Genomic DNA, 21,645 nt, shown 5'->3' with positions numbered 1-21,645 from the left:
GTCTCTTTGCCGACAGCAATGCCTTGAGATTTCAGGTCGATTTGGAATTTATTGATACTGAAGGTTCCCGCCGCGCTGCCGAGCAACTGGCACACCAGCCAACGCAACACGAGGGGTTGGGAAATCGCGTGACGCTCGAATACATCACGCAGCAGAACGACATGGACCGCGCCTTGGTTGGCCTTGTCCCAGGCCTCAGGCCACTGCAGTCATGTTGCAGTTCTCATACAGTCGTGCCGGCGAGAGCTCCAGGCCGTTCGGCCAGCATAAAGCGCCCATATCGACAAACAGGAGCTTGAAGAAGTTCTCATCGCGCAGCGCTTCTATCAGCGTTCCGTGGCGTTGTAACAAACTTGTACCGTCAAAAATCCCTTCTTTATTGTCAGAGAAGACAAGTGCAACTTGATAGTTGCCAAGATAGCGTGCCGTAATCACCTTAATCATCGTGGTCTGCTCCAGCTATACGTTGCAACGATTCAAATCTCTGCGCGCTCCCAGTTCGTCATCAACTCATCTTGATGCCGCAGGCACCATTCCTTGACGAGGGCCGCAGCTTTCCTTGGTAGCCGCCCTTCGCTGATCTCGCCCGTTCGAATTTCGACAAAAGCCTCGAATCCCTGGTACTCGACGTGAATATGGGGCGGCGGATGGTCATCATGCCACATACGAACGATGATGCCGAAGAAGACTGACAGTATAGGCATGGGAGTCTACTGCGAATAAAAGGGACAGTATATGAAATACCTTCCAGCGCAGGGCCCACTCACCAACCTCTGCTGACCTCGGTCATGGCGCGAGGTTTCGAGGGTTGTCGAGGATTGGGGCGGTGCTCGGAAGCCTTCGTTCCCGCATGCTCACGAAGCTGACCGTCGTGTCGAAGTGCTGCGCCAGCCAACGATGCTGACTACAAAAGCACGCCTGCGGCTGGTGGATTCCTGCCTTGCTGACGGTTGATCAATTGCCGTGCAGCCGCCACCGCACCGCTGCTGGTCCTGCGCAAGCCTTTGTCCTCCTGGTGACGTGGCGGCGCCCGGTGTTGGCTACTCGCGAGGAGTGTCTTCAGGCATCCGGTAGCCCGGCATCATTGAGGACTTCTTTTCCTATCGGTCAGGGACAGGCGTCGGGAAGGCCATCGAGGCCGGTTTCGCCAAGCGCCTGAGCCACTCATTGGCCTTATTCGCCCGATGAATCGGGCTCCTACGGGGTGCTGGCGTGGCTCGGTGGTCCTTGTACCAATAAAAGGGACAGTATATTAAATACCTTCTAGCGCAGGGCCCACGCACCAACCTCAACTGACCTCGGTCATGGCGCGAGGCGGCGCTCGGAAGCCCTCAGAATAAAATGGGACGATAAAAGGGGACAGTATAGGAAATACACTCCTGAATCTGCTTCCTGATCCGGCGCATGGCCAGCCGCACATCGGCTGAGCCGAGTCCATGGCAGTTGGCATCACCCGATGAATCGGGCTCCTGCAAATACGCCTGGTCAGACGGATCAGTACACCTCGGCTGCCAGCAGCGGCGTTCCTGCGCGGTCTTTTGGCGATAGCGTCGGTTCGCCGTCGAGCGGCCAGCGGATGCCGATTGCGGGATCGTTCCACTGGATGCAGCGCTCGTCTTCCGGTGCGTAATAGGCCGTGGCCTTGTAGCAGAAGTCGGCCAGGTCGGAGAGGACGAGAAAGCCATGCGCAAAGCCGGGCGGTATCCACAGCATGCGCTGGTTTTCTGCCGACAGCTCAACCCCTTCCCAACGTCCGAAACTGGGCGACGAGCGGCGGATATCCACTGCGACATCGAAGACGGCCCCCTGGGTCACCCGCACCAGCTTGCCCTGGGGCTGCTGCAACTGGTAATGCAGGCCGCGCAGCACGCCTTTCGCGGAACGGGACTGGTTGTCCTGCACGAAATCCAGATTCAGACCGAGAGCGGCAAAGGTCCTGCGGTTCCAGCTCTCCAGGAAGAAGCCGCGGGAGTCGCCAAAGACCCTGGGTTCGATGATCAGGACGTCCGGGAGCGAGGTCGGGACAAGTTTCATGGGCTGGGCCGATGTCGGGAAAGGGAGGTTGGAAGGGCGGCATTCGGCAAGGAGGGTTCCTTGTGGCAGCGATGACGACTCGCCGACCGTGTCATTCCCTGAGCAATCCGAGCAGGTACTGCCCGTAGAGGTTCTTCTTCATCGGCTCGGCGAGCGCTGCCAGCTGCGCCGCGCTGATGTACTCTTCCCTGAACGCAATCTCCTCGGGGCAGGCGATCTTGAGCCCCTGCCGCTTTTCGATGGTTTCGATGAACATGCTCGCTGCCAGCAGGGATTCGTGGGTGCCGGTGTCGAGCCAGGCGTGGCCGCGGCCCATCATGGAAACACTGAGCTCACCCCACTGCAGGTACTGGCGGTTGATGTCGGTGATTTCCAGCTCGCCCCGGGCTGAGGGCTTGAGGTTGCGGGCCACATCGACCACCCGGTTGTCGTAGAAATAGAGGCCGGTGACTGCGTAATGGGATTTTGGCGCTACCGGCTTCTCCTCGATACTGATCGCACAGCCGGACTTGTCGAACTCGACGACGCCATAGCGCTCGGGGTCATGGACCCGGTAGGCGAAGACGGTGGCGCCGCTCTCCTGGGCGTTGGCCGACCGCAGATCGTTGGCAATTTCGTGGCCGTAGAAGATGTTGTCGCCGAGCACCAGGGCCGACGTGCCGTTGCCGATGAAGTCGGCGCCGATGATGAACGCCTGCGCCAGGCCGTCCGGACTGGCTTGCACCGCGTAGCGGATGCTCAGCCCCCACTGCTGGCCATCGCCGAGCAATTGCTCGAAGCGAGGGGTGTCCTGCGGCGTGGAGATGACCAGGATGTCGCGGATTCCCGCCAGCATCAGCGTGGTCAGCGGGTAATAGATCATCGGCTTGTCGTAGATCGGCAGCAGCTGCTTCGAAACCGCCAGGGTGGCCGGATAGAGGCGCGTGCCGGAGCCTCCCGCGAGAATGATTCCCTTGCGTTGGCGGCGATGGACAGGCGATGAGGAAGGAGGCGTCATCAATGACTCGCAGCGCGTTGTGTGGAAAGTGCGGATTGCGTGGATTGCATCGCCGGCCCGGTTCAGGCGGCGCGGAAGTCCGGCATAGGCCCTGGCCAGTCCTTCGGCGAGGCCGACGGTGGCGTGACAGCCAAGGGCGTGCAGGCGGGAGACGTCCATCAGCTTTCGTGGCGTGCCGTCCGGTTTGCTGGCGTCGAAGTCGATGCGACCGCGGTAGCCGACGACGCTGGCGATGGTAGTCGCCAGTTCGCGGATGGTGATGTCCTCGCCTGTGCCGACGTTGATGTGCGAAAGCATGGGCTGGGTGTGGGCGGCATAAGTGGCCCGGTCGAGGTTCATGACGTGCACGCTGGCGGCGGCCATGTCGTCGACGTAGAGGAATTCGCGCCTGGGCGTGCCGGTGCCCCAGAGCGTCAGGAGAGGCTCGAGCTGGCCGGTGCAGGTGTCGTGGAGCTGGCGTTTGAGGTCTTCGGGGATGGCGCCGTGCCTGGCTTCGTCGTCTTCGATCGCCGGCCAGTCGTGTTCGGCGGCGAGCCTGGCCAGATGCAGCTTGCGGATCATCGCCGGAATGACGTGGCTGTTCTGCAGGTCGTAGTGGTCGCCGGGGCCGTAGAGGTTGGTCGGCATGACGCTGCGGTAGTCGGTGCCGTACTGGCGGTTGTAGCTCTCGCAGAGCTTGATGCCGGCGATCTTGGCGATGGCGTAGGCTTCGTTGGTCGGTTCCAGGGTACCGGTAAGCAATGCGTCTTCCGCCAACGGCTGCGGCGCGAGGCGGGGATAGATGCAGCTGGAGCCGAGGAAGAGCAGCTTCTGCACGCCGTGGGTGTAGGCGGCGTGAATGATGTTGGCCTCGATCATCAGGTTTTGGTAGATGAACTCGGCCGGGTAGCTGTTGTTGGCGTGAATGCCGCCGACTTTGGCGGCGGCCAGGTAGACCTGGTCGGGGCGTTCCTTGGCAAAGAAGGCATCGACGGCCGACTGATTGGTGAGGTCGAGTTCGGCGTGGCTGCGGGTGAGGATCTCGGGCGCGGCGCCAGGGTTGCCGGCGGCCGGGCTGCGCGTCGGCGGATTGCACAGTTGCCGCACGATGGCGGAACCGACCATGCCGCGATGGCCGGCGACGAAGATCCGGGGTTCAGGCATGCTGGCGACCCCTCATTCGTGATGGTCGAAGGTCTGGAAGCCGGCGAGCTTGACCAGGGCGTCGCGCCGGGCCGAACTGTAGTCGGCGAGGACCATTTCCTTGACGAGTTCGTGCAGGCTGGTGGTCGGCGTCCAGCCGAGTCTTTCGCGGGCCTTGCCCGGGTCACCGAGCAGCGTTTCGACCTCGGTCGGGCGGAAGTAGCGCGGGTCTACGCGAACGATGACATCGCCCGCCTTGACCTTGGCCTGGCTGCCGCTGACGCTGTCGACGATGCCGACCTCATCGACGCCGTCAGCGGCGAAGCGCAGGCTGATGCCGAGTTCGGCGGCGGCGAATTCGACGAACTGGCGGACGCTGTATTGCACGCCGGTGGCGATGACGAAGTCTTCGGGATGGTCCTGCTGCAGCATCAGCCACTGCATTTCGACGTAGTCGCGGGCGTGGCCCCAGTCGCGCAGGGCACTGAGGTTGCCGAGGTAGAGGCAATCCTGCAGGCCGAGGGCGATGCGGGCGATGGCGCGGGTGATCTTGCGGGTGACGAAGGTCTCGCCGCGGACCGGGCTTTCGTGGTTGAAGAGGATGCCGTTGCAGGCGTAGATGCCGTAGGCCTCGCGGTAGTTGATGGTGATCCAGTAGGCGTAGAGCTTGGCGACGGCATAGGGGCTGCGCGGGTAGAAGGGGGTGGTCTCCTTCTGCGGGCTTTCCTGGACGAGGCCGTAGAGTTCCGAGGTGCTGGCCTGGTAGAAGCGGCTCTTCTTTTCCAGGCCGAGGATGCGGATCGCTTCGAGCATACGCAGGGCGCCGACGCCGTCGGCGTTGGCGGTGTATTCAGGCTCTTCGAAGCTGACGGCGACGTGGCTTTGCGCGGCAAGGTTGTAGATTTCGTCCGGTTGTACCTGCTGGATGATGCGGATCAGGCTGGTCGAGTCGGTGAGGTCGCCGTGATGGAGGATGAAGCGGCGATCCTTTTCGTGCGGATCCTGGTACAGGTGGTCGATGCGGTCAGTGTTGAACAGCGATGAGCGGCGCTTGATGCCATGCACCTCGTAGCCCTTGGCGAGCAGGAGTTCAGCCAGGTAGGCGCCGTCCTGGCCGGTGACGCCGGTGATGAGGGCAACTTTTCTTTGCGGGGTGTGGGCGGGCTGGGTCATGGGCATGTGGCTCGGTGCTCGGTGAGAATGGGTGACAGTCGTCTGGTGGCTGGGCCAGCGGCTGTATGGGCAAGGTGAAGCTCGTCAGCGTCGGGGGTCAGGTCAGGGCCCGGGGGGAGTCAGGCACGCTACCGCCATGCCCGAATACTTGCGCATTCAGCACTTGGTAAGGCTTGGCCGCTGACGGTCTCCCTCCCACTGGCGGCGGCGGGTTCCCGTGCAGCGCCGGAATCGTGCTTCTTGTTGCCGGTCGCAGTTGGCAGGCCGCAGCCGCCAAAGGTATTCGTCAAGTCAGCAGTGTTGCCCGGCACGGGTCATCCGCAGGGCTGCGCGACGCGCTTCATCCAATGTGCTCCTGCGCGGCCAGTTCGGCGCGCATGTCTTCGATCTCGACCTGCATCGCCACGTACTCCTGTTCTTTCCGGGCCAGGTAGTCGCGGGTCAGGCGCAGCTTGGCACCGATGCCTTCAGGCGTCAGCAGGTAGACGTATTTCAGCTTGTCCTCGGCACGGAGAAAGTTGCCGGCCTTGATGTAGCCCTGGTCAAGCAGCGCCTTGAGCAGGTAGTTGGCCTTGCCCAGGCTGACGCCGAGACGTTCGGCGAGCTGCCGCTGGCTGATCTGCGGTGCTTCTTCGACGATTCTGAGGATGCGCAGGTGCGCCTGTTCTGCCGGGGTCATGGTGGTCGTTCAAATCGTGAACACGAATGATACGGGAAGTCCCCGGCAGCGGCAATGTTGTAGGCGCCATACGCGATCGGGGAAGGACGATCGCCCGATGAATCGGGCTCCTACAGTGTGCGGTCCAAATCACCGCATCGCGAAACGGGTAGCAGGCAATGTAGGAGCCCGATTCATCGGGCGATGCTCACCGCATCCCGAAACCGGTGGCAGGCCATGTAGGAGCCCGATTCATCGGGCGATCGTCTTTCTAAATCCAAACCGCATCCCAATGCGGGTAATCGCCCACACGGTCAACGATCCCGGCACGCACCGGGTTGCCGACGACATAGCGGGCGACGGCAACCAGATCTTCTTCGCGGCGCAGTGCGCGATCGTAAAATCCCTTCTGCCAGACTCGCCGGCCCAGGGCCAGGCTGACCTTGGCACGATAGACGCGCACGGCCGCGCTGACGTCTCCCTCTGACCCAAGCTCGAGCAGCCAATGGACGTGATCGGGCATGACCACAAACGCCAGGGTGGTGCCGTAGTCGCGTACCGCTTGCTCACCAAAGGCCCGGACCGCCCTGCGCGCCGCGCGGAAATCCTGGAAGACGCGCTCTCGTCCGGCAGTCACCAGGGTCAACAGATAGACCTGCCCAGACTGCGAATACCGTCCCTGTCGCAGATTTCGGGCATGGGGTTGATCGGGTTGCACGGTTGGTGAGCGAAGAAGTCGCCCGATGAATCGGGCTCCTACACGGGAAATCGGTCAGGGGACGATGACTTCGATGTTCGGGTGGCACTGCCTGATCGCGGCGGCGAGGGCCTGTTTGGCAGCGGTGTCGCCGTGCACCAGGCGTACCTGCCGTGGCTTGTGGCGCATGCGGCCGATGAAGTTGAGGAGGTCCTTCTGGTCGGCATGGGCGGAATAGCCGCCGAGGGTGTGGATGCCGGCGCGGATGGGGTAGCGCTGACCATCGAGGTCGACATGGCCGCCCTTCGGGCCATACTGCTGGATTTGCCTGCCCGGCGTGCCGGCCGCCTGGTAGCCGATGAGCAGGACATCGTGGCGCGGGTCGCCGAGCATCGCCTTGAGGTAGTTGACGATGCGGCCGCCACTGCACATGCCGCTGGCGGCGATGACGATCGCCGGGCGCGCGGTACGCGCCAGGTACTCGACGGCCCCCAGGTGGGTGGCGTGGTCGTCGATGGTGGTGAGCTGTTCGAAGGCCAGCGGGTGGCGCCCGGCGGCCACTTTGCGCCGGGCTTCACTGTCCCAGTGCTCGCGCAGTTGGCCATAGCCGGCGGTGAAATTCGCCGCCAGCGGCGAGTCGACGATGATGTCGAGGTCGTCCCAGGTGACGCCCGGAGCGGCGGGACGCTGGCGATTGCGGTGGATGATCTCTTCCAGTTCGTAGAGCAGTTCCTGGGTGCGACCGATGCTGAAGGCCGGGATGAGCAGGCTGCCCTTGTTGCCAAAGCAGCGTTCGCAGAGGGCCTGCAGGCGCTGGCGGCGATCCTTGCGGCTTTCGTGGGTGCGGTCGCCGTAGGTACTTTCGAGGACGACGACGTCGGCGCCGTAGGGCGATCGGGGCGCTGGCAGCAAGGGGGTGTAGGGGGCGCCGAGGTCACCGGAGAAGACGACGCGCTGTGTCTCCTGGCCCCGCTTGAGATCGAATTCGACGTAGGCCGAGCCGAGGATGTGGCCCGCCGGGGACAGCCTGACGCGCAGCGCCACTTCGCCGCTGATGATCGTGCGCCACTGTTTGTAGGGTACGGCGATGGTCTGCTGGCGGATTTGCTTGAGAAAGCCGCTGATCAGCGCCTGGTCGCGGGTGAATCCGACCTTCAGGGCATCTTCGAGGACCAGCGGCAGCAGCGCCGCAGAGGCCTGGCTGCAGACGATCGGCCCGCGATAACCGGCCGCCAGCAGCCTGGGGATGCGCCCGACATGGTCGATGTGCACATGGGTGACGACCAGCGCGCGCACCCGATCGATGGGGAAGCTGATGTCCAGGCGTTCGGCCCCGGCGCCTTCGCGCGAGGTTTCGGCGCCCTGAAACAGGCCGCAGTCCACCAGCACCGATTGCCCGTCGGGCAGGCTGAGCTGGTGGCAGGAGCCGGTGACGCCATCAACGGCGCCGTGATGGCTTATTCTGGCTGCAAGGGTCGAGGTCATGGTCGATATCGGCTGTGGGAAATCAGGTAAACGTGCTGCCTGCCGGACGGCACGGCAGTCACGAGGCGAGCGGCAGGCTGCGAGGGTGCGGGCACGGCGGTTCAGGCCAGGGTCAGGTGGCCGGTGGGTATGGCCACGGGCTTTTCGCGGCCCAGGAGGCTGAGCATCACGGTCACCCGTTCTTCGGCGACGGCGGAAACGATGCCCGACATGCCCTTGAGCGGGCCGTCAGCGATCGCCACGCTGTCGCCGGCCTGAAAGGGCAGCAGCGTTTCATCCAGCGCCCTTGCCTGATGTTCCGCCAACGAGCGAATCGCTTCCAGGGTGGCTTCATCGAGCGTCGCGGGAACGTTACCGAAGGTAACCAGCCCGCTCACGCCGGGGGTGCTGCGGATGGGGGCGATGCTTTGCCCGGGGCGGCCGCAGCGGACAAAGCCGTAGCGCGGGAACATCACCTGCTGCTTCTTCGTCCAGCCATCCCTGCTTTTCTGCCATTGCGTCAGCAGGGGCAGAAGAACCTCGTACCCCTGCTCCTCGAGCTTGCGCACCGCGAACGCTTCTCGCCGCGGCTTGGTGAGGCAGACGTACCACGGTATGGATGGGGGCGGGGTGGTGGACACGGGCCTTCAGTATCCCCGGATCCTGTTGCAGCCGTCAATGGACTTGCTCGCTGCCACTGGCCACTACCCGTAGCCGGGGGGCTGGCGCATGCGGCAGGTGCAGGAGCAGCAAATCGCTGCCGAGCAGGGTGACGTAGCCCTGCCGGCGATTGTCGCCGGTATCGCTGTACTCGAAGTGATAGACACGCCGCAGGCGCAGGCGGCCATTGTCATCACGCGCCGGGCGCAGCCCGCCGAGTGCCACGGTGTCATCGAGCAGCAGCAGGTTCTCGGCCGCACAGGCGGCACGCGCCGCCGCCATCCCCGCCGCACGTGCCTGGAAGCTGTCGAACCAGAACCAGGCGAGGGCAAGCAGAACGAGCAGGCTGATCGTTTCCATCCACGGCATGACGTGTTCCCCAATGGCCAGTCAGTGAAACCGGCACAAGACAGCGCTTCACCTGGCTGACGCAGGCGGCGGGCAATGGCAGGGCGATGCTCGGGCGGCGCCGGGTGTCTTCGTGCCGCGCGTTCTTGCCCGAGCCGACCAGCACCGCGGCCTGTAACATTTGCTAACGCAATCGCGAGCGGCAAATGCGTTTCCGGATGCCCGCGTCGCACGAGATTGCTGCCAGGCTGGCTATACTAGCGAAAAATGGCTTACACGACACCTCCAGCACTTTTGCGGCACACCCGGACACTCCCCAGCCGACTCGCCATCGCCACGCTCCTGGCGGCACTTGCCGGCGAGCTGCAGGCTTTCGAAGTGGCCGATCCCTTCGCCACCGGCGCGCTCACCCCGCCGCCGCCGGCCCTGATCATCGATGGCGCCGCCCTGCCCTGCCAGCCGCTGGCGGCCGACGTCCCTTACGGCGTGCTGGAAGTCGTCGACCTCGCGCTGTGCCTCAATCCGACCACACGCGAGGTCTGGTCTGCGGCGCGGCTGCAGGCGGCGCAGGTCGGTCTGGCGCAAGCCGATTTCCTGCCGGCCCTCGACGGCCGCGTCGCCGGCAGCCGGGTGAGGGTCGATGCGCGAAGCGCCAACCAGAGCAACGCCGCACTGACGCTCTCCTGGCTGCTGTTCGACTTCGGCGCCCGTTCGGCCAACCTCGAAGTCGCGCGACAGTTGATGAGCGCCGCCGTCTCGACGCTCGACGCGACCGTCCAGAATGTCTTCCTCGAAGCGCTGCGGGCCTACTACAATGCCCAGGCGGCCCGTGCGGCGGTGACAGCCGCCCGCGAATCGGAAAAGGCCAGCCGGGAAAGTCTCTCGGCGGCCGAGGTCCGCTACCAGGTCGGCACCGGCACCCCGGCCGACCGGCTGCAGGCACAGACCGCCTGGTCGCAGGCGACGCTCACCCGCATCCGGGCCGAGGGCGTGCAACGCAACACGCTCGGCCGCCTGGCCAACGTCATGGGTCTCGACGCCAACCGGCCGCTGCTACTCGACGACATCCCCGCGGCCAGCCCGGAAGCGAGCTTCGAGGGTGACGTTGCGGCACTGATCGCCGAAGCGCGCGAGCGCCGCCCTGACCTCCAGGCTGCCGAAGCCGAACTGAAAGCGGCACAGTCGGGCGTCGATTACGCGCGCGCCGCCGGTCTGCCGACGCTGTCGCTGAGCGCCGGCCCGAAATGGGAAGACCTCGGGGGCGCCTCGGCCAACAGCAACTCGATCGGGCTGGTGGTGAACCTGCCGCTGTTCTCCGGCTTCAGCACCACCTACAGCGTGCGCGCCGCCGAAGCGCGCACCGAGGTCCAGGCCGCCCGCCGCGACAACGTCCGCCAGCAGGTGGCGCTCGACGTCTGGGAGGCCTACCAGAACCTGACGACGGCCACCCAGACGATACGCACCAGCGCCGACCTGCTGGCCAGCGCCGAGCAGTCCGAGCGCGTCGCGCTCGGCCGCTACAAGGCTGGCGTCGGCAACATCCTCGACGTCCTCAACGCCCAGAGCGCGCTCGCCAACGCCCGCCTGCAACGCATCCAGGCAGTGCTCGAGTGGTATGTCTCGCGCGCCGCGCTGGCCAGGGCGATCGGCACCCTCGATAGCCGGCTGCTGTCGCTCAGCACTGGCCAGAAAACCCGCAAGCCATGAAAATATCGCGCCAGAAATCCGCTCTCGCCCTCCTCCTGATCGCACTGGCTGCCGGTGGTGCCTATTGGTACCGCCAGAGCAGCGAACAGTCGCTGGAACAGCGCTACCGGGTGCAGACCATCGAACGGGGTGATCTGACGCAGACAGTCTCGGCCAACGGGACGCTTAACCCGGTGGTGCTGGTCAATGTCGGCACGCAGGTCTCCGGCACGGTGACCCGGCTCTATGTCGACTTCAATGACCAGGTCGAGAAGGGTCAGGCGCTGCTCGAACTCGACGACCGGCTGCTCGCCGCGCAGGCGCGGCAGTCGGCGGCCAACGTGGTCAATGTGCGCGCCGCGCTCGATCTGGCGCGCGCCACGGAAGCGCGCATGAAGGCCCTGTTCGAACAGGAATATATCTCGCGGCAGGAACTCGAACAGGCGATCCAGACGCGCCGCTCGAGCGAAGCGCAGCTCGCCCAGGCGACGGCAGCGGCCGAGAAGGATGAGGTCAACCTGCGTTACACGACGATCCGTTCGCCGGTTTCCGGCACCGTCATCGACCGCGTGGTCGATCTCGGGCAGACCGTCGCTGCCACCCTGCAAACGCCGACGCTGATCAAGATTGCGCAGGACCTCTCGGAGATGCGCATCGATTCGAGCTTTGCCGAGGCCGACATCGGCAGCATCCGCGAAGGACAAAAGGTACGCTTTACCGTCGACGCCTTCCCGAATCGCAGTTTCCAGGGGCAGGTGCAGCAGATTCGCCTCAACCCGACGACGCAGCAGAACGTCGTCACCTACAACGTGCGGGTTTCGCTTTCGAACCCCGATCATATCCTGCTGCCCGGCATGACCGCCTACGTCAGCATCGGTGTCGCCAGCCGCCAGGACGCCTTGCTGGTGCCCAACGCGGCGCTGCGTTTCAAGCCCAGCGAGACCAACGGCAGCAACGGCGACAAGCTGGCCAGCGGTGCGCCGCCGGCGGCCGGCTCGAGTGCGACGAGTGGCAGCGGCGGCGCCGGCGAGGCGAGGGGCAAGGGCAAGAAGCGCGACACCGCCAGCGGTACGGTCTACGTGATCGACCAGGGCGAGCTGAAGCCGGTGAGCGTGCAGCTCGGGATCACCGACAGCCGCAATACGGAGGTGCTCGGCGGCGAGTTGAAAGCCGGCGACAAGGTCATCATCGGCGAGAATATTGCGGGCAACGGCGGCAAACCGAGCAGTGTCGGGATGAGATTGTTCTGATGGCCGAGGCGATCATTCGCGTCGCGGGCCTCGGAAAATCCTACCTCACCGCCGCGGGGCCATTTCCGGCACTGCGAGGGGTCGATCTGGAGATCGAGTCCGGCGAATTCGTCGCCATCATGGGCCCGTCGGGTTCCGGCAAGTCGACCTTCATGAACCTCCTCGGCTGCCTCGATACGCCGAGCTGCGGCGACTATTTCCTGGTCGGTCGCAACGCCGCCCAACTCGGCAAAGACGAACTGGCGGCGCTGCGCAACCGGACCATCGGCTTCGTCTTCCAGGGCTTCAACCTGTTGCCGCGGATGACGCTCGAGGACAACGTCGCCCTGCCGCTGGTCTATGCCGGCTTCGAGCGCGAGGCGCGGCGGGCACGGGCACGACTGGAACTGGGCCGGGTCGGCCTCGGCGATTACGCGGCTTCGCTGCCGAGCCGCATCTCGGGCGGTCAGCAGCAACGGGTGGCAATCGCGCGCGCACTGGTCAACTCGCCGCAACTGATCCTGGCCGACGAACCCACCGGGAACCTCGACAGTCATACCAGCGAAGAGATCATGGCCCTGTTCGTTGAACTCAACCGCGAGGGGATCACCATCGTGCTGGTGACGCACGAGGCCGACATCGCCGCCTATGCCCGGCGACAGGTGCGTTTCCGCGACGGCCTGATCGTCAGCGACCTGCCGACGCCGGCGCCAGCTCTGGCCGCAGCGGCATGCTGAAAGCGATGCTCGGAGAAGCCTGGCACGCGATGGGCGCCAACCGCATGCGCACCGTGCTGACGATGCTCGGGATGGTGATCGGTGTCGGCTCGGTGGTGCTGATGATGGCCATCGGCCAGGGCGCGCAATACTCGGTGGCGCAGACGATCAGTACCATGGGCAGCAATCTGTACATCCTGATCTCCGGCACCACTACCGCCGGCGGCCTGCGCAGCGGTGGTGGCGGGGGCCCGACGCTGACCGTCGCCGACGCCGAGGCGATCGCCGAGCTCGATGGGGTGGCGAACGTTGCGCCGGTGCACCAGGGCACGCAGCAACTGGTCTATGGCTCGAACAACTGGAGCGCGACGGTGGTCGGCACGACGCCGCCCTATCTCGATGCGCGCGCCTGGCAGATCGTCAGCGGCTACCCCTTCGGCGATTCGGACGTGCGCTCGGCGACGCGCGTGGCGCTGATCGGCCAGACCGCAGCCGACAATCTGTTCGGCGCCGAGGATCCGCTGGGCAAGACGATCCGTATCCGCCAGAGTCCTTTCGTGATCATCGGCGTGCTCGGCAAGAAGGGACAGAACCTCGACGGACGCGACCAGGACGATACCCTGATCATTCCGCTGACCACCGCCCAGCGCAAGGTTTTCGGTACGCCCTTTGCCGGCTCGGTGCGCCTGATCATGGTCCAGGCGACTTCGGCCGAGGCGATGCCGGCGGTTGAGAAGAGCATGACCGCCCTGCTCCGCCAGCGGCATCGCCTGCGCGAAGGACAGGACAATGATTTCTTTCTGCGCAACCTGGCCGCTGCTGCCGACTCGGCGGCGGAGACGACCCGCGTGATGTCGGCCCTGCTCGGGGCGATCGCTTCGGTCTCGCTGCTCGTCGGTGGCATCGGCATCATGAACATCATGCTCGTCTCGGTCACCGAACGCACGCGGGAGATCGGCATCCGGCTGGCTATCGGCGCTCGCCAGAAGGATATCCTGGCCCAGTTCCTTCTTGAAGCGCTGATGATCTCGGTCGCCGGCTGCCTGATCGGCCTCGTCCTCGGGATCGGCGGCGCGCTGCTGACCAATCTGCTGAGCAACATGGTCATCGTCATTTCCGGCGGCTCGGTGCTGGTCGCTTTCGGGGTCGCCGCCAGCATCGGCATCTTCTTCGGCTATTATCCGGCCCACCGCGCGGCGGCCCTTGATCCGATCGAGGCGCTACGCCATCAGTAGCCGGACAGGCTACAATTTCTCCTCCGCCAACCCCACTGCGAGAACCCATCCCATGCCCCTTTACGCCCTCGGCGCCCGGCGCCCACAGCTCGACCCGCAAAGCTGGGTCGCCCCGAACGCGATCGTCATCGGCGACGTGCACCTGGCCAGAAACGCCTCGATCTGGTGGAACACGACGCTTCGCGGCGACAACGACCCGATCAGCATCGGCGAGAACAGCAATATCCAGGACAATTGCGTGCTGCATACCGACGAGGGCGTGCCGCTGACGATTGGCCGCGACGTCACCGTCGGGCATCTGGTGATGCTGCACGGCTGCACGGTCGGCGACGGTTCGCTGATTGGCATCGGCTCGGTGCTGCTCAACCGCGCAGTGATCGGCAAGGGCTGCATCGTCGGCGCCAACACGCTGATCCCCGAGGGCAAGGTGTTTGCCGACCACTCGCTGATCGTCGGCTCGCCGGGCAAGGTGGTTCGCCAGCTCAGCGAGGAAGAGGTTGCCCGCCTGCTGCACAGTGCGGAACACTATGTCGCCAACTGGCAGCGCTATCAGCGCGAACTCGAGGCTTTGTAGCGGCGGCGCGGCAGCGCTTTTGCAGGGGCGCAGAGCGCTTGTCATTTCTTGCCTTGCGACCGCAATACTTGCGCCATTCCCGCGCAAGCGGGAATCCACCGCGTATATCTGATTGATCATCGCAGTATCCTCCCCCAACCCGAGCACAAGGAAATCGTATGCAGGCTTTTCAGGACTACTACCCCGAGAATGTCGCCCATTGCTACGGCTGCGGCCGGCTCAATGAGCACGGCCACCAGATCAAGACGTACTGGGAGGGCGACGAGACCGTCACCCGCTTCCAGCCCAGGCCCGAGCACACGGCGATTCCCGGCTTTGTCTATGGCGGCCTGCTGGCCTCGCTGATCGACTGCCATGGCACCAGCACGGCAGCTGCGGCGATGTATCGCGCCGAGAACCGGTCAATGGACAGCCTGCCGGCCTTCCGCTTCGTCACCGGGTCGCTGCAGGTCAGCTATCTGAAGCCGACGCCGCTCGGCCCGGTGCTTGAAATTCGCGGCAGGGTGAAGGAAATCAAGGGCCGCAAGGTCGTCGTCGAAGCGACGGTCTACGCCGATGGCGTCGCTACGGCGCGCGGCGAAGTCGTTGCCCTGCAGATGCCGGAGACCTTTGCCAGCCAGTGAGGTCGGGCGCTGTCGGTCCGGCCCGGGCCGACAGCGCCACCCTCAGACCAGCAGCGGTGGCCGCAGCCGGGCGACCAGGCGTTCGGCCGGCTCGATGATCTCGCTGCCGAAGATGCGCTGCAGGTGCGCCCGGTCGCGGTAGCGGACGACGGGCTGCAGGACGGATTCACGGCGCAGGATATGATCGGACACCGGATACTCGCGCTGTGAGTCCTCGATCAAGGGAATGACCGGTACCGACGGATGCGCCGGCACAATGGCCTGCAACTCGGCGGGCACGCTCTTCGGGTCGGAGAGGTCGGCGATGATGAACCGCGAGACGCCGGCGAAGCGCAGCACTGATTCGATCAGGTCGCGCTCGGGTGCCTTTTCGAAGTCGAAGAGGATGGGCACGTAGCCGCGGTCGAGTTGCGTCAGGGCACGGCGAATGTCGTCAAGCACAGCCTTCCGCTCGTCGGTGAAGCGCCCGAGGATCAGCACGCAGACTTGCGCCATGTCGGAGAGCTGGCGCTGGAAGGCCTGCGCGTCGTGCCGGGAGGCGCGCCGCTGGGTGCGCAGGGCGGTCGCGGCATGCGCGGCCACGGCGGCCTCGCGGCGCTCGTCACCGCCGCTGCGTGCGGCCAGCGGGAAGAGCACCGAAGACTCGGCCGGCATGTAGACCATGAAACGGCCCCAGTCGCACGGCCACCAGCTGCGCGAGTCGTCCATCACGTGCAGGCGCGCCCACGACACCGCCTCGTCTACCGACAAACCGAGCGCCAGCGAACGGTACAGCCTTTCGGCGAAGTGCAGCGCAGCGAGGTTGCTGACCAGGCCTTGCACACCCACCAGGCAGCCAATGCCGGCGCGCAGGAAATGCTCCGCCACCGGCCAGTAGCCGCTGTTGCAGGCGTTGAGCATGACGCAGCGGACGCCGGCGTGCTTGAGCAGTGGTGCCAGGCGCTCGACGCGGTTCCATCCGCCAGCCGCGCAGCCGTCCTCGAAGCGGCCGCCGAGTATCTGCTCGTCGGTGGCTTGCGCAACCGCCGGATTGACCAGCGCGACCAGGCTGGCCTGGCTGCCGTCGATGTCGACATGGCCGGCGTAGTGGAAGAAGTCGCAGCCGCGCGCCAGTTGCGCTTGCACGCCATCGGCATCGTCGGCCCAGACCGAGTCGATTTCGACCAGGTCGGACAGCGGCGCAAGCGAGCGCTTGAGGCTGCGGAACTCCTGCTTGACACCCCAGCCATCGGTGTGGTCGCTCCACAGTGTGCCGACGAACAAGCCACGCTGCTTTCGCGCCGCCGCCGCGGGGCGCGAAAGCAGCGTCGGTGGCTCGCGCACCAGCGACAGCCGGCTGTCCATCAGCAGGAAGCCACTGCGCGGCCGCGCCGGGTCGGTCACGTCGGGACGGTAGAGATACTCCCAGGGCAGGTCGATCAACTCGTCGGCGAGGCACAGCCGCAGGCGCAGGCCGGTGCCGGGCACCGCGCCCAGGGCGCGCAGGCTGTCGACCAGCAGCGCCCACACCGGCGGCGGCAGCAGCCAGCGCGCGAGTTCGCGGCCCAGCGTCGCCGCCGCTGCCCAGTCCGCCTGCAAAGGCAGGCGATAGGCCCGCGCGTCGAAATCGCCAATACGCACGAACACCGGCGCGCGCATGCCACCAACCGGCGATGAATGGGCGATCACGCCGACGGAATACCCCTCCAGCCACGCGCGGATGGAGAAATCGACGAAGCGCTGTGCGGGTTCGGAGGCTGGTCTCGCCCGGGTACGGGGCGAGCGACCAGCCGGGGTCAGCGCGGCGCCCATGGCGACGGCGTGCGGGACGGCAGACTGGCTGGCATCGGGGTCCGGGACATTTCGCTCGCAGCATGCGCGGAAGCGGCAATCCGTGTCAAGCCAGGCAGTGCTGTCCGTTACTGAGGGCTGCGTGCAGCAGCGCGCGGCCGGGAGCGGCCGTCGATGCCGAGCCTCCCGGCACCCTCGGGAAGTTAAGTATACTGTCCCCGTAATAACATTTTTTCAGCTTGATTTGCATCAAGAAAAAGCGCCAGCCACAAGCTTAGAGTGTTCGCTCAACACAGGCCCCGCCCGAGTCGGCGGCGGCCGGCCTGCGAACGGGAGCAGCTCGAGCCATGAACCTTTCCAGCGTGCTGGTCAACGCCCGACCACAGGCGCTTCATCGGCTGCGCGAGGGCCTTGCGGCTCTGCACGGCATTGAAGTCCATGCCGCAACCGAGGATGGCCGCTTGATCGTCACCATCGAAGGGGACTCCGTGCAGGCGATCGCAGACCTGTTCGCACAGATCAATCAGCAGCCGGGGGTGCTCTCGGCGGCAATGGTCTATCACCAGTTCGAACCCGATCCCGATGAGGAAGCATGAGATGAAACTGACTTTGACACGTCGTGACTTTATCAAGAGCCATGCGGTTGCCGCCGCCGCGATTGTTGCCGGCATCAGCGTTCCCGGCCTCGCAGCCGCGGCGCCGGCGAAGAATGACGGCGTGCGCTGGGACAAGGGCACCTGCCGTTACTGCGGCACGGGCTGCGGCGTGCTGGTGGGTACCAGGGACGGCCGCATCGTCGCCACCCAGGGCGACCCCGATGCGCCGGTCAACAAGGGGCTGAACTGCATCAAGGGCTACTTCCTGTCGAAGATCCAGTACGGCAAGGACCGCCTGACGACACCGCTGCTGCGTATGAGGGACGGCAAGTTCGACAAGAACGGCGAGTTCACCGCGGTTTCCTGGGAGCAGGCTTTCGACATCATGGCCGACAAGTGCAAGGCCGCCCTCAAGAAGGGCGGCCCGCGCAACATCGCCATGTTCGGCTCGGGCCAATGGACGATCTGGGAAGGCTATGCCGCCGCCAAGCTGATGAAGGCCGGCCTGCTGAGCAACAATATTGATCCGAATGCCCGCCACTGCATGGCTTCGGCGGTCGCCGGCTTCATGCGCACCTTCGGCATCGACGAGCCAATGGGCTGCTACGACGATATCGAGCACGCCGACGCGTTCGTTCTCTGGGGCTCGAACATGGCCGAGATGCACCCGATCCTCTGGTCGCGGGTGACCGATCGTCGTCTCACCGGCAAGAACGTGCAGATTCACGTGCTGTCGACTTTCAGCCATCGCTCAACTGAACTGGCCGACAGTGAATTGATCTTCAAACCGCAGAGCGATCTGGCGATCCTCAATTACATCTGCAATTACTTCTACTTTGTCAGATTGTCTTTCAATCTAATGCTGAGAGCATGGCGGCTTGCTTTCTGTAGGCGGATTCCATGGCTTTGTGCCGCCGTCGATGCCTATCGATGATGGATGCCGCGAGGTCTTCGTCGGTGACGATCTTGGTAGGCAGCCGATGGCGCATGATCTCTATCAAGTCACGGCAGGAGAGCAGTTCAGCCGTCTCGCGATGGGCCAGGCGCTCCTTGGCCAGGAACATGGTGGCGATCATGACCAGGGCCATGTGATGGTGCCACGCCTGCCAGCGGCGGACCTGATACTCGGCCATGCCGCAGGCGCTCTTGGCCTCTCGGAAGGACTGCTCGACGAAATGGCGCGCTCCCTGCATTTCCGCCAAGCGGCGCAAAGACGCCCTGGGCTTGGCATTGGACAGGCCGAATTTGAGTTTCGTCCCATCGAGTTCCCGTCGTACCAGGAGATGCCAACGGCTCGCCAACGGCGCCTCGCCGTCCCAGACCCACACCCGCTGGGTGAGATAGTCGGCCATCACCTCGCCCTTCTCGCCGTCACGGATCGACAGACGCCCCCAGGCGGATGCCGACTGCGTGGCTGCCCACGCGGCCACCGTCATGGGCACCGCCGTGGTCCGCAGCCGACGGGGCGCTCGACCCTTCGACGAACGACGAGCCGCCACCGCGGGTGCGGGATCCTGGAGATAGATCGCCTGATCCGAATGCACCTCAGCGAAGAAGATCTCTCCCTCGACATCCAGTTCCCCGAGCAGCCAGGGCAAGTGCCCGTAGCCGCCATCAAAGGCGACGAAAGAGAAGTGCAAGCCTTCCCGCCTCAGGCGAATTACCATGTCCAGAGCGATCTCGCCCTTGGTGCGGAACGTCTGCGCCTCCTCAGGCACCCCCACCGCCTCGCAACGTGTCGTATCTTTGGCCCACTTCTCCGGCAGATACAAGTCGGCATCCACCACGCTTGCTACGCCATCGCGCGTCACCGCCGCGAAGACGCCCACCTGACAGTTATCGACCTTCCCCAAGCGACCGTTCCACTGCCGCGCCACGCCCGCGGACATGTTTCCCTTCTTCCCGAACGCGCTCTCGTCCAGGAGTAGAGCGCTGGGATAGCCGAAGTGGGCGTTGGCATCGACCACCAGTTGCCGACGCACCGCGCGCCGATCCCAATTGGATTCGCTAAGCATATGATGCAGTGGCTGATAGCGGCTGTCGGATACGGTTTCCGCCATGCACTCCAGGTTACGGCGCGAACTCTGGAACAGCCCGTGCAGATACCGGCGCGCGGTGTCTTCTACCGAACGGGTCCGGCTTCGAAAGCAATGGAGATAGGGCGCGAAGTGCGAATCGAAGTGCTCGAGTGCCGAAGCGACCAGCGAAGATATGCTATCGACGTAATGGAGTTGACATTGTCATTTACAACTCCATGAATAGATTAAACAATCACGACGTATGGCATTCTAGCACATGACAAACGCAGATCACAGGAAGGCGAATACGAATCTGACAAAGTAGAATTACATCATCCAGAACAACGCGGTGAATCAGGAATTCGTCGCCCGCAACGTCAACTTCAAGCGCGGCGTCACCGACATCGGCTACGGCCTGCGGGCCAACCACCCGCTAGAAAAGGTCGCGCTGAACAACGGCTATCCGGGCGAGGACGGCAAGCCGAAGGGCAACCCGGCCGCGGCCAGCCCGATGACCTTTGACGAATTCAAGGCCTTCGTTGCCGAGTACACGCTCGACAAGACACACGAAATCTCCGGTGTGCCAAAGGACAGGCTCGAGGCGCTGGCCAAGGCCTACGCCGACCCGAAGATCAAGGTCACCTCTTTCTGGACCATGGGCTTCAACCAGCACACGCGTGGCACCTGGGTCAACAACATGATCTACAACGTGCATCTGCTGGTCGGCAAGATCTCGGAACCCGGCAACAGCCCGTTCTCGCTGACCGGCCAGCCTTCGGCCTGCGGCACCGCACGCGAAGTCGGGACGTTCTCGCATCGCCTGCCGGCCGACATGGTGGTAACCAATGCCAAGCATCGCGAGGTGAGCGAAAAGCTGTGGAAACTTCCTGCCGGCAGCATCCCTGACTGGATCGGTGCGCACGCTGTCGCGCAGAGCCGCCTGCTCAAGGACGGCAAGATCAACTTCTACTGGACAACGACGACCAACAACATGCAGGCCGGGCCGAACGTCAATGACGAGATTTTCCCCGGCTGGCGCAACCCGGACAACTTCATCGTCGTCTCCGATGCCTACCCGACCGTGTCGGCAATGACCGCTGACCTGATCCTGCCGGCGGCGATGTGGATGGAGAAGGAAGGGGCTTTCGGCAACGCCGAGCGGCGCACGCAGTTCTGGCGCCAGCAGGTCAAGGCACCGGGTCAGGCACGCTCCGACCTCTGGCAGTACATCGAGTTCTCGAAGCGTTTCAAGACCGACGAGGTGTGGCCGGCAGCGCTGCTTGACAAGAACCCGGAGTACAAGGGGAAGACGCTGTACGAGGTGCTCTACGCCAATGGTCAGGTAAACAAGTTCCCGCTCAACCAGACCTACAAGGGTTTCGACAACGACGAGTCGAAGGCCGTCGGCTTCTACCTGCAGAAGGGCCTGTTCGAAGAATATGCCGCCTTTGGTCGCGGCCACGCGCACGACCTCGCCGACTTCGACACCTATCACAAGGCGCGCGGCCTGCGCTGGCCGGTGGTGGACGGCAAGGAAACCTTGTGGCGGTTCCGCGAGGGCTATGACCCCTATGTCAGGAAGGGCGAAGGGGTCAAGTTCTATGGCCATGCCGACGGCAAGGCGGTGATCTTCGCCCTGCCCTACCAGCCGGCGGCCGAAATGCCCGACAAGGACTACGATCTCTGGCTATGCACCGGACGCGTGCTCGAGCACTGGCATACCGGCTCGATGACCCGACGCGTGCCCGAACTGTACAAGGCGATGCCCGACGCCTGGATCTACATGCATCCGGACGATGCCAGGAAGCGCGGCCTGCAGCGGGGCGACGTGGTGAAGACGAGCACCCGCCGCGGCGAGATCCAGTTGCGGGTAGAGACCCGCGGCCGTAACAAGCCGCCGGTCGGGCTGGTTTTTGTGCCGTTCTTCGACGAGCACCGCCTGGTGAACAAGCTGACGCTCGACGCCACCTGTCCGATTTCAAAGGAGACCGACTTCAAGAAGTGCGCCTGCAAGGTGGTCAAGGCCTGATCGACGAGTAAGCCCG

The 21,645-nt window shown here is 64.5% G+C and carries 19 protein-coding genes and 3 pseudogenes; 9 read left to right on the top strand and 13 right to left on the bottom strand.

The genetic code is table 11. The features are described 5' to 3' along the window. Positions 1–195: 195 nt before the first annotated feature. The 11 genes and pseudogenes from V5B44_RS01080 to V5B44_RS01030 all read right to left on the bottom strand — a co-directional run bounded on the left by V5B44_RS01080 (position 196) and on the right by V5B44_RS01030 (position 9,174). A complete protein-coding gene (locus tag V5B44_RS01080) occupies positions 196–444 on the bottom strand; it encodes a DUF2442 domain-containing protein (protein ID WP_332357288.1) in 249 nt (82 codons plus the stop codon). A 32-nt stretch (positions 445–476) separates the two neighbouring features. After that, positions 477–704, bottom strand: a complete 228-nt coding sequence (locus V5B44_RS01075) for a DUF4160 domain-containing protein (RefSeq protein WP_332357287.1) — start codon at positions 702–704, stop codon at positions 477–479. Between the two features lie 790 nt (positions 705–1,494). Then, positions 1,495–2,034 carry a dTDP-4-dehydrorhamnose 3,5-epimerase gene (gene rfbC / locus V5B44_RS01070; protein WP_332357286.1) on the bottom strand — a complete coding sequence of 180 codons (540 nt, stop codon included), beginning with the start codon at positions 2,032–2,034 and terminating at the stop codon, positions 1,495–1,497. A gap of 91 nt (positions 2,035–2,125) precedes the next feature. Next, entirely contained in the window at positions 2,126–3,031 is a 906-nt protein-coding gene (rfbA, locus tag V5B44_RS01065) for a glucose-1-phosphate thymidylyltransferase RfbA (RefSeq protein ID WP_332357862.1), read from the bottom strand. A 339-nt stretch (positions 3,032–3,370) separates the two neighbouring features. After that, positions 3,371–4,174, bottom strand: a pseudogene (locus V5B44_RS01060) (GDP-L-fucose synthase family protein); the annotation flags it as partial. Positions 4,175–4,186: 12 nt separating this feature from the next. Beyond that, positions 4,187–5,326 (bottom strand): GDP-mannose 4,6-dehydratase, encoded by a 1,140-nt coding sequence (gmd, locus tag V5B44_RS01055; protein WP_332357285.1) that lies wholly within the window; start codon positions 5,324–5,326, stop codon positions 4,187–4,189. 340 nt (positions 5,327–5,666) lie between these two features. Next, a complete protein-coding gene (locus V5B44_RS01050) occupies positions 5,667–6,005 on the bottom strand; it encodes a MarR family EPS-associated transcriptional regulator (protein WP_332357284.1) in 339 nt (112 codons plus the stop codon). 250 nt (positions 6,006–6,255) lie between these two features. Further along, positions 6,256–6,702: an REP-associated tyrosine transposase gene (locus V5B44_RS01045; protein WP_434735391.1), complete on the bottom strand. Its 447-nt coding sequence runs from the start codon at positions 6,700–6,702 to the stop codon at positions 6,256–6,258. Positions 6,703–6,756: 54 nt separating this feature from the next. After that, complete coding sequence (locus tag V5B44_RS01040) at positions 6,757–8,166, bottom strand: MBL fold metallo-hydrolase (RefSeq protein ID WP_332357282.1); 1,410 nt, start codon at positions 8,164–8,166, stop codon at positions 6,757–6,759. 101 nt (positions 8,167–8,267) lie between these two features. Beyond that, entirely contained in the window at positions 8,268–8,786 is a 519-nt protein-coding gene (gene nusG / locus V5B44_RS01035) for a transcription termination/antitermination protein NusG (RefSeq protein WP_332357281.1), read from the bottom strand. 34 nt (positions 8,787–8,820) lie between these two features. Further along, positions 8,821–9,174, bottom strand: coding sequence for a DUF3301 domain-containing protein (locus tag V5B44_RS01030; protein ID WP_332357280.1), 354 nt, complete (start codon positions 9,172–9,174; stop codon positions 8,821–8,823). 246 nt (positions 9,175–9,420) lie between these two features. Here V5B44_RS01030 and V5B44_RS01025 point away from each other — a divergent pair, with 246 nt between their 5' ends. From V5B44_RS01025 to V5B44_RS01000, 6 genes are all read left to right on the top strand, one after another. Beyond that, the gene (locus V5B44_RS01025; protein ID WP_332357279.1) at positions 9,421–10,860 is read left to right on the top strand and encodes a TolC family protein; all 1,440 of its coding nucleotides are present in this window, start codon (positions 9,421–9,423) and stop codon (positions 10,858–10,860) included. After that, a complete protein-coding gene (locus V5B44_RS01020) occupies positions 10,857–12,089 on the top strand; it encodes an efflux RND transporter periplasmic adaptor subunit (RefSeq protein ID WP_332357278.1) in 1,233 nt (410 codons plus the stop codon). Before V5B44_RS01025 ends, V5B44_RS01020 begins: the two co-directional genes overlap by 4 nt. After that, positions 12,089–12,805: an ABC transporter ATP-binding protein gene (locus V5B44_RS01015; RefSeq protein WP_332357277.1), complete on the top strand. Its 717-nt coding sequence runs from the start codon at positions 12,089–12,091 to the stop codon at positions 12,803–12,805. Before V5B44_RS01020 ends, V5B44_RS01015 begins: the two co-directional genes overlap by 1 nt. Continuing rightward, positions 12,799–14,019: an ABC transporter permease gene (locus V5B44_RS01010; protein WP_332357276.1), complete on the top strand. Its 1,221-nt coding sequence runs from the start codon at positions 12,799–12,801 to the stop codon at positions 14,017–14,019. The genes V5B44_RS01015 and V5B44_RS01010 overlap by 7 nt, the downstream gene beginning before the upstream one ends. Before the next feature lie 52 nt (positions 14,020–14,071). Then, positions 14,072–14,593 (top strand): gamma carbonic anhydrase family protein, encoded by a 522-nt coding sequence (locus V5B44_RS01005; RefSeq protein WP_332357275.1) that lies wholly within the window; start codon positions 14,072–14,074, stop codon positions 14,591–14,593. A 158-nt stretch (positions 14,594–14,751) separates the two neighbouring features. Then, on the top strand, positions 14,752–15,216 hold the full coding sequence (locus V5B44_RS01000; RefSeq protein WP_332357274.1) for a PaaI family thioesterase: 465 nt from the start codon (positions 14,752–14,754) through the stop codon (positions 15,214–15,216). Positions 15,217–15,258: 42 nt separating this feature from the next. On the opposite strand, the gene V5B44_RS00995 is transcribed toward V5B44_RS01000, so the two are convergent. Next, a complete protein-coding gene (locus tag V5B44_RS00995; protein WP_332357273.1) occupies positions 15,259–17,007 on the bottom strand; it encodes a CHAT domain-containing protein in 1,749 nt (582 codons plus the stop codon). A gap of 326 nt (positions 17,008–17,333) precedes the next feature. Between V5B44_RS00995 and V5B44_RS00990 the strand changes: the two genes are divergently transcribed. Both V5B44_RS00990 and V5B44_RS00985 read left to right on the top strand, forming a co-directional pair. Next, on the top strand, positions 17,334–17,582 hold the full coding sequence (locus V5B44_RS00990; protein WP_332357272.1) for a chaperone NapD: 249 nt from the start codon (positions 17,334–17,336) through the stop codon (positions 17,580–17,582). A 1-nt stretch (position 17,583) separates the two neighbouring features. Then, positions 17,584–18,411: pseudogene (locus tag V5B44_RS00985) on the top strand (molybdopterin-dependent oxidoreductase); the annotation flags it as partial. Positions 18,412–18,433: 22 nt separating this feature from the next. Here V5B44_RS00985 and V5B44_RS00980 read toward each other — a convergent pair. After that, the gene (locus V5B44_RS00980) at positions 18,434–19,786 is read right to left on the bottom strand and encodes an IS701 family transposase (RefSeq protein ID WP_332357861.1); all 1,353 of its coding nucleotides are present in this window, start codon (positions 19,784–19,786) and stop codon (positions 18,434–18,436) included. Positions 19,787–19,925: 139 nt separating this feature from the next. On the opposite strand from V5B44_RS00980, the pseudogene napA reads away from it, so the two are divergent. Further along, positions 19,926–21,629 (top strand): annotated as a pseudogene (napA, locus tag V5B44_RS00975) (nitrate reductase catalytic subunit NapA); the annotation flags it as partial. Positions 21,630–21,645: the final 16 nt, after the last annotated feature.

It is taken from the genome of Candidatus Accumulibacter necessarius (assembly GCF_036625085.1).
Note: the sequence above shows the minus strand (reverse complement) of the source record. Positions and strands in the feature narration are given on the sequence as shown.

Coding starts and splice junctions, on each gene's coding strand:
- V5B44_RS01015 (WP_332357277.1), top strand. CDS start 12,089: ATGGCCGAGGCGATCATTCGCGTCGCGGGCCTCGGAAAATCCTACCTC.
- V5B44_RS01010 (WP_332357276.1), top strand. CDS start 12,799: ATGCTGAAAGCGATGCTCGGAGAAGCCTGGCACGCGATGGGCGCCAAC.
- V5B44_RS01030 (WP_332357280.1), bottom strand. CDS start 9,174: ATGCCGTGGATGGAAACGATCAGCCTGCTCGTTCTGCTTGCCCTCGCC.
- V5B44_RS01020 (WP_332357278.1), top strand. CDS start 10,857: ATGAAAATATCGCGCCAGAAATCCGCTCTCGCCCTCCTCCTGATCGCA.
- V5B44_RS00990 (WP_332357272.1), top strand. CDS start 17,334: ATGAACCTTTCCAGCGTGCTGGTCAACGCCCGACCACAGGCGCTTCAT.
- V5B44_RS01025 (WP_332357279.1), top strand. CDS start 9,421: ATGGCTTACACGACACCTCCAGCACTTTTGCGGCACACCCGGACACTC.
- gmd (WP_332357285.1), bottom strand. CDS start 5,326: ATGACCCAGCCCGCCCACACCCCGCAAAGAAAAGTTGCCCTCATCACC.
- V5B44_RS01050 (WP_332357284.1), bottom strand. CDS start 6,005: ATGACCCCGGCAGAACAGGCGCACCTGCGCATCCTCAGAATCGTCGAA.
- V5B44_RS01040 (WP_332357282.1), bottom strand. CDS start 8,166: ATGACCTCGACCCTTGCAGCCAGAATAAGCCATCACGGCGCCGTTGAT.
- rfbC (WP_332357286.1), bottom strand. CDS start 2,034: ATGAAACTTGTCCCGACCTCGCTCCCGGACGTCCTGATCATCGAACCC.
- rfbA (WP_332357862.1), bottom strand. CDS start 3,031: ATGACGCCTCCTTCCTCATCGCCTGTCCATCGCCGCCAACGCAAGGGA.
- V5B44_RS01000 (WP_332357274.1), top strand. CDS start 14,752: ATGCAGGCTTTTCAGGACTACTACCCCGAGAATGTCGCCCATTGCTAC.
- V5B44_RS00995 (WP_332357273.1), bottom strand. CDS start 17,007: ATGGGCGCCGCGCTGACCCCGGCTGGTCGCTCGCCCCGTACCCGGGCG.
- V5B44_RS01075 (WP_332357287.1), bottom strand. CDS start 704: ATGCCTATACTGTCAGTCTTCTTCGGCATCATCGTTCGTATGTGGCAT.
- V5B44_RS01005 (WP_332357275.1), top strand. CDS start 14,072: ATGCCCCTTTACGCCCTCGGCGCCCGGCGCCCACAGCTCGACCCGCAA.
- V5B44_RS01080 (WP_332357288.1), bottom strand. CDS start 444: ATGATTAAGGTGATTACGGCACGCTATCTTGGCAACTATCAAGTTGCA.